Here is a 16771-nt window from a genome sequence, read left to right as displayed (position 1 = left end):
TCATGCGAATCGGGAGAGCGGCAGGCCGAGCCATTCCAGCGCGGTGCCGTGGTACAGGCGGGCCCGGTCCGCATCGGAGAGCGCGAGCGCGGCGATGCCGGCGCCCGGTTCCTGCTCGCCGAGCGGGAAGGGATAGTCGGTGCCGAGCATCACGCGGCGCGCACCGCAGGTGTCGAGCAGGTACTGCAGCGCGCGCGGGTCGGCGACCCAGGAATCGAAATACAGGCGCGAGATGTAATCGCGCGGATTGCGCGGATTGTCGGTGGCGACGAGGTCGGGGCGCATGTTGAAGCCATGCTCGATGCGACCGATGGTGTAAGGGAACGAACCGCCGCCGTGCGCGAGGCAGATCTTGAGCTTGGGCAGGCGCTCGAGCACGCCGCCGAAGATGAGGCAGCAGGCGGCACGGGACTGCTCGGCGGGCATGCCGACCAGCCATGGCAGCCAGTACTTCGGCATCGACTCGCTCCCCATCATGTCCCAGGGGTGCACGAGGATGGCCGCGCCGAGCTCGCTGGCCGCCTGGAAGAACTCGAACAGCTCCGGCGCGTCCAGGTTCCAGTCGCCGATGTGGCTGCCGATCTGCACGCCCTGCAGGCCCAGCTGGTCCATGCAACGCTCGAGCTCCTGCACTGCGAGGCGTGGCGACTGCAGCGGCACCGTGCCGATGCCGGCGTAGTGCCGCGGGAAATCGTTCACCGCCTGCGCCATGTGGTCGTTGAGCGCCTGGTGCAGCTCCAGCGCGTGCTGCGGCTTCGCCCAGTAGCTGAACATCACCGGCACGGTGCTGATCACCTGCACCTGCACGCCGAAGCGCGCGTAGTCGTCGATGCGCTCCTGCGGGTCCCAGGTCTTGCTGAAGATCTCGCGGAAGAAGCGCCCGTCCTTGTAGATGCGGTGGCGGCCATCGTCGGTGTGGTGGATGACCGGGAACCGCGGGTCGCCGTACTTGCGCGCGAGGTCGGGCCAGTCGCGCGGCAGGTAGTGGGCGTGGGTATCGATCTTCAGCATCGGGCGGCGGCGCGGCGGGGACGCCCAGAAGATAACCGACGCGGGCGCCGCGGCACCCGCGTCGCGGCCTCAGGTGACGTCGGCTTCGCTCGTCGCCTGCAGCTCGTAGCGGTTCGGGCGCGGGTTGAGGTGCCCGCAGGCCTTGCAGGTGCGCAGCTCGTCGCTGCGGTAGAAGCGCTCGAACACGCGGAAGAAGTCCTGCTCGATGTCGACGAGGTGGAAGAATTCCTCGTACACCTTGGCGTTGCAGCGCTCGCAGAACCACATCAGCGCATCGTCCTCATGGGCGAGGCGCCGGCGCTCGATGACGAGCCCCACGCCGCCCTCGCTGCGCTGCGGGCTGTGCGGGACGCGCGGCGGCAGGTAGAACATCTCGCCGGCGCGGATCGGTATGTCGCGCACCGCGCCGTCCTCCTGGATGCGCAGCACCATCTCGCCCTCGAGCTGATAGAAGAACTCGGGGCCTTCCTCGAAGTGGTAGTCGGTGCGCGCGTTCGGCCCGCCGACGATCATCACGATGTAGTCGCCGTCGACGATGCACTTGTTGCCCACCGGCGGCTTGAGCAGCTCGCGATGCTCGTCCACCCAGGCCTGCAGGTTCAGCGCACCGGGCAGGCTCATGACTTCAGCACCGCCACGCACTTCATTTCGACGGCGATCGGCGTAGGCAGGTAGCTGACGCCGACGGTCGTGCGGCAGGGGGCATTCGCCGGGTCGGGGAAATACTCCGCCCAGATCTCGTTGAATACGCGGAAGTCGTGCGGCAGGTCGGTGAGGTAGACGGTGACGTCGATCAGGTCCTCGAGACCGGCGCCGGCCGCCGTCAGGACCGCGCGCACGTTGCGGAACACCGAGCGGCACTGCGCCTCGATGTCGTAGCTCAGCAGTTTGCCGTCCGCGTCGCGTACGTCGCCGGCCACCTGGTTGGTGTCGGGGTCCCGCGGGCCGATGCCCGACAGCAGCAGCAGGTTGCCCGCGCGTCGTGCATGCGGGTAGCTGCCGACGGGCCGGGGGGCGTGGCCCTTGAGGATGATGCTGTCGCTCTCGCTCATGCGGTTCGCTCCGTGGCTTCGATGTGGTCCAGCGCGTGTGCATAGGCGGCGGGCAGGTCGGTGCGCCCGTCGACGTGCAGCCCCAGGTCGGTCACCAGCCCGTTGCGCAGGCTGTAGACCCACGCGTGGACGGTGATGTCCTGACCCCGCGCCCATGCATCCCGGAGGATGGTGGTGTGCGACACGTTAACCACCTGTTCGAGCGCGTTCAGCTCACACAGCCGGTCGTGCCTGGCCTGCGCGTCGGGCAGCGCTTGCAACCGCTCGACGTGCTTCTCCGCCACGTCGGTCACGTGGCGCACCCAATTGTCGGCGAGGCCGAGTCGCTGCCGTGTCAGCGCGGCCAGCACGCCGCCGCAGCCGTAATGACCGACGACGAGGATGTGCTTGACCTTCAGTACGTCCACCGCGAACTGCAGCACCGACAGGCAGTTGAGGTCGGTGTGCACGACGACGTTGGCGACGTTGCGGTGCACGAACACCTCGCCCGGCGCCATGTCGATGATCTGGTTGGCCGGCACGCGCGAATCCGAGCAACCGATCCAGAGGAATTCGGGCGCCTGCTGGCCCGAAAGTCGCGAAAAGAAGCCCGGGTCCTCGCGTTCGATACGCGCGGACCACTCGCGGTTGCGGGCCAGCAGGTCGTCCAGGGTCTCCGTCATCAGCAGTTCTCCAGGCAGAGGCCGACATTTTTGGGTTCGGTGAAGAAACGCATCGCTTCCCAGCCGCCTTCGCGGCCGAGGCCGGAAGCGCCGGTGCCGCCGAAGGGCGTGCGCAGGTCGCGCTGCATCCAGGTGTTGATCCAGACCATGCCCACGCGCAGGGCGCCGGCCAGTCGGTGCGCGCGGCCGAGGTCGCGCGTCCACACCGACGCGGACAGTCCGTAGTCGCCGCAGTTGGCCAGCTCGAGCGCATGCGCTTCGTCGTCGAAGGCCTGCAGCGTGGCGACGGGGCCGAAGATCTCGTCGCGGTTGGTCGCGCAGTCGGCGCCGAGCCCATCGATCACCGTGGGCTCGACGTACCAACCCGGCCGGTCGATGCGCCCGCCGCCGCACAGCACTCGGCCGCCTTCGTCGCGAGCGTGGCCGATCGCCGCAATCACCTTGTCGAAATGCGCCTGCGAGACCAGCGGGCCCATGTCCGTAGCATCGTCGGCGGGATCGCCGACCCGCAGCGCCCGCACGCGCTCGACGAAGGCTTCGGCGAATTCGTCGTGGATCGATCGCTCGACCAGCAGCCGCGACCCGCACAGGCAGATCTGGCCGGTGTTCTGGAACGCCGAGCGCACCAGCAGGTCGAGATGGTCGCGCCACGCGCTGTCGGCGAACACGAGCGTCGCGTTCTTGCCGCCGAGTTCCAGCGAGACCTTCTTCAGCAGTGGCGACGCGAGACCCGCGATCCGCCGCCCGACGCCGGTGCTGCCGGTGAAGGTAACGGCCTTGATGTCCGGGTGCGTAACGAGCGGCTCACCGACCTCCGGGCCCCGCCCGTGGACAAGGTTCAGCACGCCGGGCGGCAGCCCGATCTCGCCCGAGAGCTCGGCGAGCAGCGTCGCCGTCCACGGCGTCACTTCCGACGGCTTGGCGACGACCGTGTTGCCCGCGGCCAGCGCCGGCGCGATCTTCCAGGTCAGCAGGTACAGCGGCAGATTCCACGGCGAGATCGCCGTGATAGGACCGAGCGGCGTGCGCAGCGTGTAGTTGAGCCCGGCCTCGCCGTGGTGTGCCTCGCTCGCGAACTGCGTCGCCGCATGGGCGAAGAAGCGCAGGTTGGCGACGGCGCGGGGAATGTCGACGGTGCGCGCGAGCCTCAGCGGCTTGCCGGCATCGCGCGACTCGGCGCGGGCGAAGCCCTCGAGCCGCGCCTCCAGCGCATCGGCCAGCCGTTCGAGCCAGCGCGAACGCTCACTGTTTCGCAAGCCGGACCACGCTGGGAAGGCCGCACGCGCGGCTGCGACGGCAGCCGCGACGTCGCGCGCATCGCCGGCCGCGACCTCGCCGAGAAGGCGCCCGTTCGCCGGCTCGTGCACCTCTATCCAGGCATCCGCAGCAGGCGGGGCCGCGCGTCCATCGATCCAGTGGTTGAGGCGCATCCCGGGCTCCCGCATCAGATCGACTGCATCCGCCCGCCATCGACGGCGAGGCTGACGCCGTTGACGTAAGCCGCGGCCGGCGAGCAAAGGAACGCGATGACGGCGGCGACCTCCTTCGCTTCGGCGAACCGACCGGCCGGGACGGTGCGCAGCATCGACGCGGCGACCTCGTCCTCCGACTGCCCGCCGGCCTTCGCGCGGTCCGCGAGGATCTGCGCCAGTCGCGAGGTCTTCGTGTAACCGGGCAGCACGTTGTTGACGGTGATGCCGTGGCCCGCGAGCTCGCGCGAGATCGTCTTGGCCCAGCTCGCCACGGCGCCGCGCACGGTGTTGGACACGCCGAGGTTGGCGATCGGCTCGCGCACCGACGTCGAAACGACGTTCACGATGCGGCCCCAGTTCGCCGCCTGCATGCCGCCGACCACCGCCTGTACCAGCACCTGGTTCGCCAGCAGATGCCGCGCGAACGCGTCGCGGTAGGCATCGAGCGGTGCCGTATGCGCCGGGCCGCCCGGCGGGCCACCGGTGTTGTTGACCAGGACGTGCACCGGTTTGCCCGCGACCAGGCCGCGCACCTGGGCGTCGAGCGCGTCCAGCTGCGATACGTCGGCAGCGATCCAGCCATGCGCCTGCGCGCCGCGCACGGGCAGTGCCGCGACGACGTCCTGCAGCGCCTCGGCACGCCGCGCCAGGACGGTGACGTCCGCGCCCATCGCGGCGAGTTCGAGTGCCGCCGCGCGACCGATGCCTTCGGACGCGCCGCAGACGAGCGCGTGGCGGCCGGTGAGGTCGAGATCCATCGTCAGGCTCCTTCGGTCTGCGATTCGAGCGTGTGGCGCATCCACTCGGCGACGTCCCGATCGTCCGCGCGGCTCGACGCCGCGAGGCGCTCGATCACCGAAACGCGATTCGCGACCGGATGGTTCTGGCTCAGCTTGCTCTTGAACTCGACGCGGTCGATGCACATGCGGAAGCCGACGATGCCACGCAACTGCACGCGTTCTGCCGGGTTGTCGGCGTCGAAGCGCCAGTCACCCGCGGCCCGCGCCTCGTGCGTCGCGGACAGTCCGTCCAGAAGCCGTATGAGCGAATCGTGGTCGTCGAAGGCCTCGACGTCGCCCGAGAGGTGCGCGACGACGTAGTTCCACGTCGGCACGCGCGCCTGTTCGGCCTTGTCGGGATACCAGCCGGGCGACACGTAGGCCTGCGGGCCGTGCAGCATCGCCAGCACGCGGCCGCGATGGCGCGACTGCGGATTCGCGCGCGCGAGATGCCAGGTCAGTTCGATGCGTTCGCCGTCCCGCGCGTACAGCACGGGCGCGTGCGAGACGCAGGGCGTGCCGTCGTCGACGCTCACCAGTGAGGCGAACGGATGCGCAGCCGCGAGCGCGTCGAGCCGCGCGAGGTCGCGCTCGTCGAATGCCCGCGGCAGGTAGAGGCTCATTGCCGGCGCTGCAGCTTCACGATCATGCGCTCGCGCAGTGCCTGGTCGTCCTGGGCACGCGGCGGTGCGATCGCGTCGATGTCGAAGCCGCGCGCATCGGCGTCGTCGGCGTCGAGGCCCTCCAGGGAGACGAAATCGGCGTCCATCAATGCCGCGCGCGCGCTGTCCTCGCTGTCGTAGGGCAGGGTGGCGCCATCGCAATCGAAGACCTCGGCGGTGCCGGCTTCCTTCACGCGCAGCCGTGCCCAGATCAGCGTGTTGCCGGCCGTGGCCAGCCACCATTCCTCGCGCATGCTCAACCTCCGATCGAAACCGACACCAGCCACAGCAGCCCCGCCGCCAGCAGCGCACCAATGATCGTCAACAGCGACACGCGTGCCGGTGTGGCAAGCCCGCTCAGGCCGCGGTCCGGCGTCGCCCGGTAGCCGCCGCGCAGCAGCCAGCCCCAGGCGCGAGGTTGGAAGAACGGTCCGGGGCCCAGCTCGCGCGCGAGTTCCGGATGCCGGTCGCGGATGTGGACGAGCGCCAGCGGCCAGAAGATCACGAGCGCCGTCGCACCACCGATGGCGATGCCGACGAAGCACAGGGCGAGGAAAAGGATCATCAGAATTCCGCCTGGCCCGGCGCGCGCGGGTAGGGGATGGCGTCGCGGATGTTCTGCAGGCCGCAGACGTAGACCACGAGGCGCTCGAAGCCGAGGCCGAAGCCCGCGTGCGGCACCGTGCCGTAGCGGCGGAAGTCGCGGTACCAGCCGTAGTGCTCGGCATCGAGGCCGAACTGCGCCATGCGCTTGTCGAGCACGTCCAGGCGCTCCTCGCGCTGGCTGCCACCGATGATCTCGCCGATGCCCGGCGCCAGCACGTCCATCGCGGCGACGGTCTTCCCGTCGTCGTTGAGGCGCATGTAGAACGCCTTGATGTGCTCGGGATAATTCATGACGACGACCGGGCGGCCGACGTGCTGCTCGGTCAGCCAGCGCTCGTGCTCGGTCTGCAGGTCCAGGCCCCATTCGACCGGGAAGTCAAATTTCTCGCCCGACTTCTGCAGCAGCGTGATTGCGTCGGAATACTCGATGCGCTCGAACGGCGCATTGATGAAGGCTTCCAGTCGCGTGATCGCGTCCTTCTGCACGCGCTCGGCGATGAACGCCATGTCGTCGGCGCGCTCGTCGAGCACCGCGCGGAACAGGTACTTGAGGAAGTCCTCGGCGACGTCCGCGTCCTCGGCGAGGTCGGCGAACGCGATCTCCGGCTCGATCATCCAGAACTCGGCCAGGTGGCGGGTCGTATGCGAGTTCTCGGCACGGAACGTCGGGCCGAAGGTGTAGACCTTGCTCAGCGCGAGGCAGTAGGCCTCGACATTGAGCTGCCCGGAAACGGTGAGGAACGCTTCCTTGCCGAAGAAGTCGCGGCTGAAGTCGACGTTGCCCTTGGAATCACGCGGCAGGTTCGCCATGTCGAGCGTCGACACCCGGAACATCTGGCCGGCGCCCTCGGCGTCGGACGTGGTGATGATCGGCGTGCTGATCCAGAAGTAACCGCGCTCGTGGAAGAACCGGTGCACGGCCTGCGCGAGCGTGTTGCGGATGCGCGTCACCGCGCCGAAGAGGTTCGTGCGCGGGCGCAGGTGCGCGACCTCGCGCAGGAACTCGAGCGAATGTGCCTTCGGCTGGATCGGGTAGGTCTCCGGATCGTCGACGAATCCGATCACCTCGATCGAGGAGGCCTGGATCTCATAGGCCTGGCCTTGGCCCTGCGACTGCACGAGCTTGCCGGTCGCTATCACCGCACAGCCGGCGGTGAGGCGCTTCACCTCGGACTCGTAGTTCGGCAGGTCCGCGGGCGCGACGACCTGGATCGGCGCGAAGCAGGAGCCGTCGCTCACGTTCACGAAGCTCAGGCCCGCCTTCGAATCCCGGCGGGTGCGGACCCAGCCGCGTACCGTGACTTCCCCGCCCGCCGGCACCTTGCCCGCGAGCGCGTGCTCGACGCTCATGATCGTCATGCGCTGACTACCCGTCCTGACTTGAATTGCGGGCCGCCCGGCCCGACGTGGGATGGAGAGTTTACGTGCTGTTGCCGGGGCGGCGCGCGACGCTGCCTATACTCGTTCCCCGCACTACCGTGTCACCGGAGTTTCCATGGCCGTCTCGCTTGCTCCCGCCGCCCTCGACCGCGTCCGCCGTTACCTGTCGGAAACGCCCGGTGCTCTCGGGCTGCGCTTCGGCGTCAAGAAGACGGGCTGCTCCGGCTGGCAGTACGTGGCCGACCTCGCCAGGGAGCAGGGCGGCGACGACCGCATCTTCCTGCAGGAGGACGTGCGCATCTACGTCGACCAGGCCAGCCTACCGATCGTGGACGGCACCGAGATCGACCTCGTGCGCCAGAAGCTCGGCGAGCAGTTCGTGTTCCGCAATCCGAACGTGCGCGCCGAGTGCGGCTGCGGCGAGAGCTTCACCACCAACGAGCAGGACTGATCCGCGACGCGCGGCACGGGCAGGGCGTCGACAAGCGGCGCTAGACTCGGGCGGTCTTCCGCCCGGAACCGCGCCATGATCCGTCCGCTGCTGCTGGCCGTCGCGCTCGCGACGCTGCTCCCCGTGCATGCATCCGCCGCCGCGCCGGCCAGGTCCGCCGCGACGCCCGCGTCGACCGCGCTGCACCGATTCTTCGACGAGCAGTGGGAGCGCGGCCTGCGGGAGTACCCGGAAAGCGCGAGCTACAACGGCGACAGCCGCTACGACGACCGGTGGACCGACATGTCGCTGGAGGCGATCCGCGCACGCGAGGCCGCCGATCGCGAAGCGCTGGCGCGGCTGCGCGCGATCGACCGCGGCGCGCTGTCGGAAGCCGATCGCCTCAACTACGACGTCTACCTATGGGACCTGCAGCGCGGCGTAGAGCGCCAGCGCTTCAACGAATGGCAGCGGCCGCTGACGCAGCGGGGCGGCGTGCAGACCGCGGACGAGCTCGCCGAGGTGCTGCCGTTCCGCACCCTCCGCGATTACGAGAACTGGCTGGCGCGCCTGGAGGCGCTGCCGGCGCTGATCGGCCAGACCGAAACGCTGATGCGAGAGGGAGTCAAGGCCGGCAACACGCCACCGCGCGTGCTGATGGAACGCATCCCGGGACAGATCGACGCGCAACTGGTCGCTGTCGAAAAAAGCCGCTTCTACGCGCCGTTCCTGAAGTTTCCCGACGCCGTGCCCGCCGCCGACCGCGAGCGCCTGCGCGCGCGCGCCGCCACCGTGATAGGCGACAGGGTGATCCCCGCGTACCGCGACTTCGCGACGTTCTTCAAGCGCGACTACCTGCCCAACGCCCGCACCTCGATCGCCGCGCTCGACCTGCCAGAAGGTCGCGCCTACTACGACTTCCTCGCCGGCTACTTCACCACCACCGAACTGACCGCCGACCAGATCCACGAGATCGGTCTCAAGGAAGTCGCCCGGATCCGCGGCGAGATGGAGAAGGTGAAGGCGGAAGTCGGCTTCAAGGGCTCGATGCAGGAGTTCTTCCAGTACCTGCGCACGGATCCCCGGTTCTTCAAGAAGACGCCCGAGGACCTGTTCGAGGCCTACCAGGCCATCGCCAAGCGCATCGACCCCGAGCTGGTGAAGGTCTTCCGCACGATCCCGCGCCTGCCGTACGGCGTGCGCCCGATCCCGGCCGCCAGCGCGCCCGACACCACCACCGCCTACTACCAGCCGGGTGCCTCGGATGGCAGCCGCGCCGGCTACTACTACGTCAACCTCTACAAGCCGGAGGTCCGCCCGACCTGGGAAATGATGGCGCTGTCGCTGCATGAGGCCGTGCCCGGCCACCACTTCCAGTTCGCCCGCGCGCTCGAACTGCCCGAGGCGCCGATGTTCCGCCGCACGGCGTATTTCATTGCCTACGGCGAGGGCTGGGGCCTGTACGCCGAGCGGCTGGGCTACGACATGGGCCTGTACGACGACCCGTACGATCGCATGGGCCAGCTGGCCTACGACATGTGGCGCGCGGTGCGGCTGGTCGTCGACACTGGCATGCACACCAAGGGCTGGAGCCGCGACCGCGCGATCCAGTACTTCATGGACAACTCGCCCAAGACCCGCCAGGACGTGGTCAACGAGATCGACCGCTACATCAGCTGGCCCGGCCAGGCGCTCGGCTACAAGATCGGCCAGCTGAAGATCTCCGAGCTGCGCGACCGCGCCTCGGCGGCACTCGGTGACCGCTTCGACGTCCGCGACTACAACGACGCGGTGCTGGCGACCGGATCGGTCCCGCTGGCCGTGCTGGAGCGCCACATCGACGCATGGATCGCCGAGCGCAAGGCCACTCCGGCCGCTTCCACTGCTGCCACCGGCCGTTGACCGCGCGGCTTCACGCGGTTTGCACGTAACTCCTTGAGCTGCCATACTTTCCGGCTCCGTGGCCATCCGGTCGCGGAGACCTTGCTCCACTGCCGCGGTATCGCAGGGGGCTGACCGGCGCCGACGCGCCGCCATCCACAAGGAAACGAAAATGCGTCATTACGAAGTCGTGTTCCTGGTCCATCCGGACCAGAGCGAGCAGGTCCCGGCCATGATCGAGCGCTACAAGGCGCTGATCGAAGGCGCCGAGGGCAAGGTGCACCGCCTGGAAGACTGGGGCCGCCGCCAGCTGGCGTACCCGATCCAGAACCTGGTGAAGGCCCACTACGTCCTGATGAACATCGAGGCCACCCAGGCCACGATGAACGAGCTCGTCGACAGCTTCCGCTTCAACGACGCCGTGCTCCGCCACCTCGTCATCAAGCGCGACGAGGCCGACACCGAGCAGTCGCTGATCATGAAGTTCAAGGACGAGAAGGGCGACAAGGGCGAGCGTGGCGAGCGCCGCCGCCGCGACGATGACGGCGATGCCGCTCCGGCCGCCGACACCTCCGACAACGCCGAAGCCGCCTAAGGAATACGACCCATGTCCAAGTTCTTCCGTCGCCGCAAGTTCTGCAAGTTCACGGCCGAGGGCGTGAAGGAGATCGATTACAAGGATCTCAACACGCTCCGCCAGTACCTGACCGAGACCGGCAAGATCGTCCCGAGCCGCGTCACCGGCACCAAGTCGAAGTACCAGCGCCAGCTGGCCACGGCGGTCAAGCGCGCCCGTTTCCTGGCGCTGATCCCGTACACCGACAACCACAACGCCTAAGTCCGGGCCCCTCGGAACAGCCCCGCACATCCATGTGCGGGTCTTGATCCGAGTCCTTTGGAAAAGCCCGCACGTCCCTGTGCGGACTCTTCAACAAGAAGCGCTCGCGACCCATCCATTCGGACAGCGATCCGCTGTGTCGCCCGGCAGGCCGGGCGGCACTAACGAATACGGAGCACCACCATGCAGCTCATTCTTCTCCAGAACGTGACCAACCTCGGCCGCCTCGGCGACAAGGTCAACGTCAAGCCGGGCTACGGCCGTAACTTCCTCGTGCCGCAGGGCAAGGCCGTGCCGGCCACCGCCGCGAACCTGGCCGACTTCGAGGCGCGCCGCGCCGAGTTCGAGGCCAAGGCCAAGTCGCAGCTCGAGGGCGCCGAGAAGCGCCGCGCAGAGCTCGAGGGCGTCGAGGTGACGATCGCCGCGAACGCGTCGGCCGAAGGCAAGCTCTTCGGTTCGGTCACGCCCCGCGACATCGCCGAGCAGCTGACCAAGATCGGCCACAAGGTCGACAAGTCGGAAGTCGTGATGGGCGAAGGCCCGTTCCGCCGTACGGGCGAGTACGAGGTCATCGTGCGCCTGCACGCCGACGTCGAGCAGCCGGTCAAGGTGATCGTGGTCGGCGAAGCCGCCTGATCCACCTCGCATCGCCGTAGTCGAAGGGCGCCTCCGGGCGCCCTTCGTCGTTCCGGGCCGGGCAGGGCGCGCATTCGCAGGTGGCGAGACCGCGGCGTGCGACAACGCAGCCGACTTATCCCGAGTTGTCCACAGACTTATCTGCAACGGACGCAGGCGCTGGCTGGCTAGGATGCCGACGGTACGAACAGCCGCGTCGGCGGCACAGAGGCAGTAGAGACGATGAGCGCACGCGCCGGCTTCCGCAACGACAAGCGCTTCGAGACACGCGCCGAGCAGCGCGTGGACCAGCTGCGCCTGCCGCCGCAATCGGTGGAGGCCGAGCAGGCCGTCCTGGGCGGCCTGATGCTCGCGCCGGACGCCTTCGACCGCGTGTCCGACCAGCTCAGCGACAGCGACTTCTACCGCCGCGACCACCAGCTGATCTATCGCGCGATCCGCGAGCTGGCGGAGAAGAATCGCCCGTTCGACGCGGTGACGCTGGGCGAGTGGTTCGAGTCGATGGGGCAGTCGGAGATGGTTGCCGGCGGCGCGTATCTCATCGAACTTGCGAGCACGACGCCGTCGGCCGCGAACATCGCCGCCTATGCGGAGATCGTGCGCGACAAGGCGATCCTGCGGCAGCTGATCGAGGTCGGCACCGAAATCGTCAACAACGGCTTCCAGCCCGAAGGCCGCGAGAGCGCAGAAGTGCTGGAGGAAGCCGAGCGCGAGGTGCTGGCGATCTCGCAGGCGCATCGCTCGGGCCGCACCGACTTCGTGCCGGTGACCAAGGCGCTCTCGGAGGCCTTCGACGAGCTGCAGACGCGCTATGCGAACGGAAGCGGCGTCACCGGCCTGCCGACCGGCTACACCGAGTTCGACGAGATGACGGCGGGCCTGCAGAAGACCGACCTCATCATCCTCGCCGCGCGTCCCGCCATGGGCAAGACGACGCTCGCGTTGAACATGGCCGAGTACGCGGCGTTCAAGAGCCGCCTGCCAGTCGCGGTGTTCTCGATGGAAATGTCGGCCTCGCAGCTCGCGATGCGCCTGATCTCCTCGGTCGGCCGCGTCAACGCGCAGCGCCTGCGCACTGGCCAGCTCGAGGACGAGGACTGGAGCCGCGTGACCGGCGCGATCCGCCAGTTGCGCGAGGCCAAGATCTTCATCGACGACGAGCCCGGCATGTCACCGGCCAAGCTCGCGTCGAAGTGCCGACGCCTCAAGCGCGAGCACGGCATCGGCCTGATCGTCATCGACTACCTGCAGCTGATGAGCGTGCCGGGCAACAGCGAGAACCGTGCGACCGAGATCTCCGAGATCTCGCGCTCGCTCAAGGGCCTGGCGAAGGAACTCGGCGTGCCGGTGATCGCGCTGTCGCAGCTCAACCGCTCGCTGGAAACGCGTACCGACAAGCGCCCGGTGATGGCCGACCTCCGAGAGTCCGGCGCTATCGAGCAGGACGCCGACATGATCGTCTTCATCTACCGCGACGATTACTACAACAAGGAAAATTCGCCGGACAAGGGACTGGCCGAGGTCATCATCGGCAAGCAGCGAAGCGGCCCGACGGGCTCGTTCAAGCTGAAGTTCTTCGGCGAATACACCCGCTTCGACAACCTCTCGCACGATTCGGTCGGCTCGTTCGAGTAATCGTCTGGCGCGGCGCTGAACGGCGGGCGGGCCGCGCCTTCGGATTCACCGTGGCTGAGACGCCGGCTGCCTAGCCTGCGGGCATGGAACGCATCCCGCTCGAATCCGAGGCGCTCGCCAGCATCGGCTACGACCTCGCGCGGCACCTACTCGAGATCGAGTTCACCAACGGCCGCATCTACCAGTACTTCGACGTGCCGCGCACGGAAGTCGAGCGGCTGCTGGCGGCGCGCTCGCAGGGCGCCTACTTCAGCGAGCGCGTGCGGGACCATTACCGCTACGAACAGGTCCACTGACGCCCTCGAAACGCGCGCGCGCCGCGGTGCCGAAAAACCCGCGGCGTCGCTAGACTGTCGCGATGGCACGACCGACCTCCGCGACCATCCATCTCGACGCGTTGCGTCACAACCTCGGGCAGGTGCGCGCACTGGCCCCGCGTAGCCGTGCCATGGCCGTGGTGAAGGCCGACGGGTACGGGCACGGCCTGGAACGCGTCGCGCGCGCACTGGCCGGCGCCGATGCGTTCGGTGTCGCGGCTCTGTCGGACGCCGAGCGCCTGCGCGCCGCCGGAATCTCGCAGCCGATCCTGCTGCTTTCGGGCTTCGACGAGCCTTCCGACATCGAGCGGCTGCGCGCGCTGAACGTGTGGACGGCGGTGCACCACGTCTCGCAGATCGAGATGCTCGAGCAGGCCCTGCCGGGCGAGCCGCTCGACTGCTGGCTCAAGCTCGACAGCGGCATGCATCGCCTCGGCTTCGCGCCCGAGGCGTTCCGCGCGGCGTACGAGCGCCTGTCGGCGATGCGCGGTGGCACGGTCGGCGACATCGTGCTGATGAACCACTTCGCGAGCTCCGACGAGTTCGCCGACAGCCCGTCCCAAGGCGTGCAGACGCGCGAGCAGTTGGACGTGTTCCGTGCGACCACCGCGGGGCTCGACGCCGGCCACTCGCTGGCCAATTCGGCCGCCGTGCTCGGCTGGCCCGAGGCGCACGGCACCTGGATCCGTCCAGGTGGCGCGCTCTACGGCATGTCCGTCGTCGAAGGCCGCACCGGCGCCGACTTCGGCCTGCGCCCGGCGATGACGCTCTCCACCCGCCTGATCGCGGTGAACCGCGTGCGGCGCGGCTCGCGCATCGGCTATGCCGGTACCTGGGAATGTCCCGAGGACATGGACATCGGCGTCGCGGCCATCGGCTATGGGGACGGCTATCCGCGCGCGGCGCCGGCCGGCACGCCGGTGCGGGTGGCGGGGCATCACACGCAGGTGATCGGTCGCGTGTCGATGGACCTGATGACCGTGGACCTGCGCGGCGTACCGGGCGCCAAGGTCGGCGATCCCGTCACGCTATGGGGCGAGGACCTGCCGGTCGAGATCATCGCCGAGCGCGCCGGCACGATCGGCTACGAGCTCACCTGTTCGATCACCCGTCGCGTCCGTTTCATCGAGCGCTGAGCCGTGACCGTCGCGCTGGTCTGGTTCCGCAACGACCTGCGCCTGGACGACAACCCCGCGTTGCGCGCGGCACTGGACGGCGGCTTCGAGGTCGTCCCGGTCTACGTGCACGACCCCGACGGGGAAGGGCTGTCGCGCCCGGGCGCCGCCTCGGACGCCTGGCGCGCCCGCTCGCTCGCCGCGCTCGATGACGAACTGCGCCGACGCGGCGCCGCACTGCATGCCTTCGCCGGCCACGCCGCGCCGACGCTCGCCGCCGTCGCTGCCGCCTGCGGCGCATCGGCGGTGTTCTGGAACCGCCGCTACGAGCCGGATATCGAAGCGCGCGACGCCCGCGTCAAGCGTGAGCTGCGCGAACAGGGCCTGCAGGCCGAGAGCTTCAACGGCTCGCTGCTGTTCGAGCCGTGGACGCTCAGGACAGGCAAGGGCGGCCCGTACAAGGTGTTCACGCCGTTCTATCGCGCCGCACTGACGCGCTGGGCGCCCGAGGCGCCGTGGGAGGCGCCGGAACGGCTGCCGGTACCGGAAGAGGCCCCGCATGGGCTCGACCTTGCGCATCTGCGGCTCGCGCCAAAGCGCGGCTGGGATGGCGGCTTCTGGTCGATGTGGACGCCCGGCGAGGCAGGCGCCCTCGAGGCGCTGGAAGCGCACCTGGACAGCGCGCTGCACGACTATGCCAACGGCCGCGACCGGCCGGATCGTGCCGGCACCTCGCGCCTGTCGCCGCACCTGCATTTCGGCGAGATCGCCGTCTCGCGCGTGGCGCTCGCCGTCGAGGCGCAGCGCGGCCGCATTGCCGACACGCATATCGACGCCTTCCTGCGCCAGCTGGTATGGCGCGATTTCGCCGCGCACCTTCTGCATCACTTCCCGCATACCGTGCATTCCAACCTCGATGCGCGCTTCGACGGCTTCGACTGGGCGTCGCCCAACAGGACGACGCTGGAAAGCTGGCGGCGCGGCCGCACCGGCGTGCCGATCGTCGATGCCGGCATGCGCGAGCTCTGGTGCACGGGCTGGATGCACAACCGCGTGCGGATGATCGTCGCGAGTTACCTTTGTAAGCACATGCGCGTGCATTGGCGCGTGGGCGCCGACTGGTTCGCGCAGACGCTGGTCGACGCCGACCTCGCCAACAACGTCATGGGCTGGCAATGGGTGGCGGGCACGGGCGCCGATGCGGCGCCGTATTTCCGCATCTTCAACCCGGTGACGCAGGCCGAGCGCTTCGATCCGCATGGGGACTACGTCGCGCAATGGCTGCCCGAGCTCGCGCCGCTACCGGTACCGCTGCGCCACGCGCCCTGGCGCGATCCGCAGCGCCTCGCGGCCGTCGCCCCGTCGTACCCGCTGCAGCCTCTGGTGGACCTTGCGCGCGGCCGGGACGACGCACTGCTGGCCTATCGGCGCATGCGCAACGACGCTTCGTCCGCCGGCACGGACGAGACAGACGACGAAGCGTACCGGTAGCTGAACAGGAGCCCGGCATCCTCACCCGGCACCCACGGAAGCGTCCCTAGCGTGGCCACGCCTTAGCTGCGAGGGACTCCCATGAAGAATTCGAAGACCATCATCGCCACCGCCCTGTTGGGCGCTCTGCTGGCCGGCTGCGCCACCAACCCGGCGTCGTACGGCACCAATCCGAATACCAACGATCGCACTCGCAACGGTGCGCTGATCGGCGCGGCCGTCGGCGCGGTGGCCGGCGTGCTCAGCGGCGACGACGCCGTCGAGCGCCGCCAGCGCGCACTCGTCGGCGCGGGCGTCGGCGCGCTCGCCGGCGGCGCGGTCGGCAACTACCAGGACCGCCAGGAACGCGCGCTGCGCGACAGCCTGCAGGGCACCGGTGTCGGCGTCGTCCGCCAGGGCGACAACATCGTGCTGACGATGCCGGACGCGATCACTTTCGGCTACGACAGCGCCACGCTGCAGCCGCAGTTCCAGCCGGTGCTGAACAACCTGGCGACCACGCTGAGCCAGTACAACCAGACGGTCATCAACGTAGCCGGCCATACGGACCAGCGCGGTGACGCCAACTACAACCTCAACCTCTCGCAGCGCCGCGCCGAATCGGTCGCGAGCTACCTCGGCAGCCGCGGCGTGACGCGCGACCGCATGGTCGTCGTGGGCCGCGGCGAAACCCAGCTGCTGTGCACGGAGAACAGCGAGTCGTGCTGGTCGCGCAACCGCCGCGTGGAAATCACGCTGGTGCCGATCACCCAGCAGGGCTGACCGGAACTCGTTTCGACCCGACGGGGCGCTTCGGCGCCCCGT

The 16771-nt window shown here is 68.8% G+C and carries 20 protein-coding genes; 10 read left to right on the top strand and 10 right to left on the bottom strand.

The annotated features are described in order from the left end of the window. From IE066_RS04885 to asnS, 10 genes are all read right to left on the bottom strand, one after another. Window positions 1-1011: an amidohydrolase family protein gene (locus tag IE066_RS04885; protein WP_189447349.1), complete on the bottom strand. Its 1011-nt coding sequence runs from the start codon at window positions 1009-1011 to the stop codon at window positions 1-3. A gap of 69 nt (window positions 1012-1080) precedes the next feature. Continuing rightward, complete coding sequence (locus IE066_RS04880) at window positions 1081-1632, bottom strand: 3-hydroxyanthranilate 3,4-dioxygenase (RefSeq protein WP_189447347.1); 552 nt, start codon at window positions 1630-1632, stop codon at window positions 1081-1083. Beyond that, window positions 1629-2063 carry a RidA family protein gene (locus IE066_RS04875; protein WP_189447345.1) on the bottom strand — a complete coding sequence of 145 codons (435 nt, stop codon included), beginning with the start codon at window positions 2061-2063 and terminating at the stop codon, window positions 1629-1631. The genes IE066_RS04880 and IE066_RS04875 overlap by 4 nt, the downstream gene beginning before the upstream one ends. Beyond that, the gene (can, locus tag IE066_RS04870; RefSeq protein ID WP_189447343.1) at window positions 2060-2725 is read right to left on the bottom strand and encodes a carbonate dehydratase; all 666 of its coding nucleotides are present in this window, start codon (window positions 2723-2725) and stop codon (window positions 2060-2062) included. Before can ends, IE066_RS04875 begins: the two co-directional genes overlap by 4 nt. Then, a complete protein-coding gene (locus IE066_RS04865; RefSeq protein WP_189447341.1) occupies window positions 2725-4155 on the bottom strand; it encodes an aldehyde dehydrogenase in 1431 nt (476 codons plus the stop codon). The genes can and IE066_RS04865 overlap by 1 nt, the downstream gene beginning before the upstream one ends. A gap of 14 nt (window positions 4156-4169) precedes the next feature. Further along, the gene (locus tag IE066_RS04860; protein WP_189447340.1) at window positions 4170-4955 is read right to left on the bottom strand and encodes an SDR family oxidoreductase; all 786 of its coding nucleotides are present in this window, start codon (window positions 4953-4955) and stop codon (window positions 4170-4172) included. A 2-nt stretch (window positions 4956-4957) separates the two neighbouring features. Next, window positions 4958-5599 carry an FMN-binding negative transcriptional regulator gene (locus tag IE066_RS04855; protein WP_189447337.1) on the bottom strand — a complete coding sequence of 214 codons (642 nt, stop codon included), beginning with the start codon at window positions 5597-5599 and terminating at the stop codon, window positions 4958-4960. Then, window positions 5596-5892, bottom strand: coding sequence for a hypothetical protein (locus IE066_RS04850; protein ID WP_189447335.1), 297 nt, complete (start codon window positions 5890-5892; stop codon window positions 5596-5598). Before IE066_RS04850 ends, IE066_RS04855 begins: the two co-directional genes overlap by 4 nt. A 2-nt stretch (window positions 5893-5894) precedes the next feature. Next, window positions 5895-6203, bottom strand: coding sequence for a hypothetical protein (locus tag IE066_RS04845; protein WP_189447333.1), 309 nt, complete (start codon window positions 6201-6203; stop codon window positions 5895-5897). Continuing rightward, window positions 6203-7603: an asparagine--tRNA ligase gene (gene asnS / locus IE066_RS04840; protein ID WP_189447331.1), complete on the bottom strand. Its 1401-nt coding sequence runs from the start codon at window positions 7601-7603 to the stop codon at window positions 6203-6205. The genes IE066_RS04845 and asnS overlap by 1 nt, the downstream gene beginning before the upstream one ends. 136 nt (window positions 7604-7739) lie before the next feature. Here asnS and IE066_RS04835 point away from each other — a divergent pair, with 136 nt between their 5' ends. The 10 genes from IE066_RS04835 to IE066_RS04790 all read left to right on the top strand — a co-directional run bounded on the left by IE066_RS04835 (window position 7740) and on the right by IE066_RS04790 (window position 16729). Next, on the top strand, window positions 7740-8075 hold the full coding sequence (locus tag IE066_RS04835) for a HesB/IscA family protein (protein ID WP_189447329.1): 336 nt from the start codon (window positions 7740-7742) through the stop codon (window positions 8073-8075). 75 nt (window positions 8076-8150) lie between these two features. Next, window positions 8151-9956 carry a DUF885 domain-containing protein gene (locus tag IE066_RS04830; RefSeq protein ID WP_189447327.1) on the top strand — a complete coding sequence of 602 codons (1806 nt, stop codon included), beginning with the start codon at window positions 8151-8153 and terminating at the stop codon, window positions 9954-9956. Between the two features lie 151 nt (window positions 9957-10107). Beyond that, window positions 10108-10530: a 30S ribosomal protein S6 gene (gene rpsF, locus IE066_RS04825; protein WP_189447325.1), complete on the top strand. Its 423-nt coding sequence runs from the start codon at window positions 10108-10110 to the stop codon at window positions 10528-10530. A gap of 12 nt (window positions 10531-10542) precedes the next feature. Further along, on the top strand, window positions 10543-10773 hold the full coding sequence (rpsR, locus tag IE066_RS04820) for a 30S ribosomal protein S18 (protein WP_031372470.1): 231 nt from the start codon (window positions 10543-10545) through the stop codon (window positions 10771-10773). Between the two features lie 183 nt (window positions 10774-10956). Continuing rightward, window positions 10957-11409: a 50S ribosomal protein L9 gene (gene rplI / locus IE066_RS04815; protein ID WP_189447323.1), complete on the top strand. Its 453-nt coding sequence runs from the start codon at window positions 10957-10959 to the stop codon at window positions 11407-11409. Between the two features lie 222 nt (window positions 11410-11631). Continuing rightward, window positions 11632-13044 (top strand): replicative DNA helicase, encoded by a 1413-nt coding sequence (locus tag IE066_RS04810; RefSeq protein ID WP_189447321.1) that lies wholly within the window; start codon window positions 11632-11634, stop codon window positions 13042-13044. 83 nt (window positions 13045-13127) lie between these two features. Next, window positions 13128-13340, top strand: a complete 213-nt coding sequence (locus IE066_RS04805; RefSeq protein WP_189447319.1) for a KTSC domain-containing protein — start codon at window positions 13128-13130, stop codon at window positions 13338-13340. Window positions 13341-13402: 62 nt separating this feature from the next. Next, complete coding sequence (gene alr / locus IE066_RS04800; protein WP_189447318.1) at window positions 13403-14497, top strand: alanine racemase; 1095 nt, start codon at window positions 13403-13405, stop codon at window positions 14495-14497. A 3-nt stretch (window positions 14498-14500) separates the two neighbouring features. Next, complete coding sequence (locus tag IE066_RS04795; protein ID WP_189447315.1) at window positions 14501-15967, top strand: cryptochrome/photolyase family protein; 1467 nt, start codon at window positions 14501-14503, stop codon at window positions 15965-15967. Window positions 15968-16048: 81 nt separating this feature from the next. Then, the gene (locus tag IE066_RS04790) at window positions 16049-16729 is read left to right on the top strand and encodes a YiaD family glycine zipper/OmpA-like lipoprotein (protein ID WP_189447312.1); all 681 of its coding nucleotides are present in this window, start codon (window positions 16049-16051) and stop codon (window positions 16727-16729) included. Window positions 16730-16771: the final 42 nt, after the last annotated feature.

Source organism: Cognatilysobacter xinjiangensis, assembly GCF_014651995.1.
GTDB lineage: Bacteria > Pseudomonadota > Gammaproteobacteria > Xanthomonadales > Xanthomonadaceae > Cognatilysobacter > Cognatilysobacter xinjiangensis.
The sequence above is the reverse complement of the archived record's forward strand: the minus strand, read 5'-3'. Positions and strand labels throughout refer to the sequence as shown.

Bases quoted from the DNA above. Each gene is read 5' to 3' on its own strand.
- IE066_RS04885 (WP_189447349.1), bottom strand. From the start codon at position 1,011: ATGCTGAAGATCGATACCCACGCCCACTACCTGCCGCGCGACTGGCCC.
- IE066_RS04880 (WP_189447347.1), bottom strand. From the start codon at position 1,632: ATGAGCCTGCCCGGTGCGCTGAACCTGCAGGCCTGGGTGGACGAGCAT.
- IE066_RS04875 (WP_189447345.1), bottom strand. From the start codon at position 2,063: ATGAGCGAGAGCGACAGCATCATCCTCAAGGGCCACGCCCCCCGGCCC.
- can (WP_189447343.1), bottom strand. From the start codon at position 2,725: ATGACGGAGACCCTGGACGACCTGCTGGCCCGCAACCGCGAGTGGTCC.
- IE066_RS04865 (WP_189447341.1), bottom strand. From the start codon at position 4,155: ATGCGCCTCAACCACTGGATCGATGGACGCGCGGCCCCGCCTGCTGCG.
- IE066_RS04860 (WP_189447340.1), bottom strand. From the start codon at position 4,955: ATGGATCTCGACCTCACCGGCCGCCACGCGCTCGTCTGCGGCGCGTCC.
- IE066_RS04855 (WP_189447337.1), bottom strand. From the start codon at position 5,599: ATGAGCCTCTACCTGCCGCGGGCATTCGACGAGCGCGACCTCGCGCGG.
- IE066_RS04850 (WP_189447335.1), bottom strand. From the start codon at position 5,892: ATGCGCGAGGAATGGTGGCTGGCCACGGCCGGCAACACGCTGATCTGG.
- IE066_RS04845 (WP_189447333.1), bottom strand. From the start codon at position 6,203: ATGATCCTTTTCCTCGCCCTGTGCTTCGTCGGCATCGCCATCGGTGGT.
- asnS (WP_189447331.1), bottom strand. From the start codon at position 7,603: ATGACGATCATGAGCGTCGAGCACGCGCTCGCGGGCAAGGTGCCGGCG.
- IE066_RS04835 (WP_189447329.1), top strand. From the start codon at position 7,740: ATGGCCGTCTCGCTTGCTCCCGCCGCCCTCGACCGCGTCCGCCGTTAC.
- IE066_RS04830 (WP_189447327.1), top strand. From the start codon at position 8,151: ATGATCCGTCCGCTGCTGCTGGCCGTCGCGCTCGCGACGCTGCTCCCC.
- rpsF (WP_189447325.1), top strand. From the start codon at position 10,108: ATGCGTCATTACGAAGTCGTGTTCCTGGTCCATCCGGACCAGAGCGAG.
- rpsR (WP_031372470.1), top strand. From the start codon at position 10,543: ATGTCCAAGTTCTTCCGTCGCCGCAAGTTCTGCAAGTTCACGGCCGAG.
- rplI (WP_189447323.1), top strand. From the start codon at position 10,957: ATGCAGCTCATTCTTCTCCAGAACGTGACCAACCTCGGCCGCCTCGGC.
- IE066_RS04810 (WP_189447321.1), top strand. From the start codon at position 11,632: ATGAGCGCACGCGCCGGCTTCCGCAACGACAAGCGCTTCGAGACACGC.
- IE066_RS04805 (WP_189447319.1), top strand. From the start codon at position 13,128: ATGGAACGCATCCCGCTCGAATCCGAGGCGCTCGCCAGCATCGGCTAC.
- alr (WP_189447318.1), top strand. From the start codon at position 13,403: ATGGCACGACCGACCTCCGCGACCATCCATCTCGACGCGTTGCGTCAC.
- IE066_RS04790 (WP_189447312.1), top strand. From the start codon at position 16,049: ATGAAGAATTCGAAGACCATCATCGCCACCGCCCTGTTGGGCGCTCTG.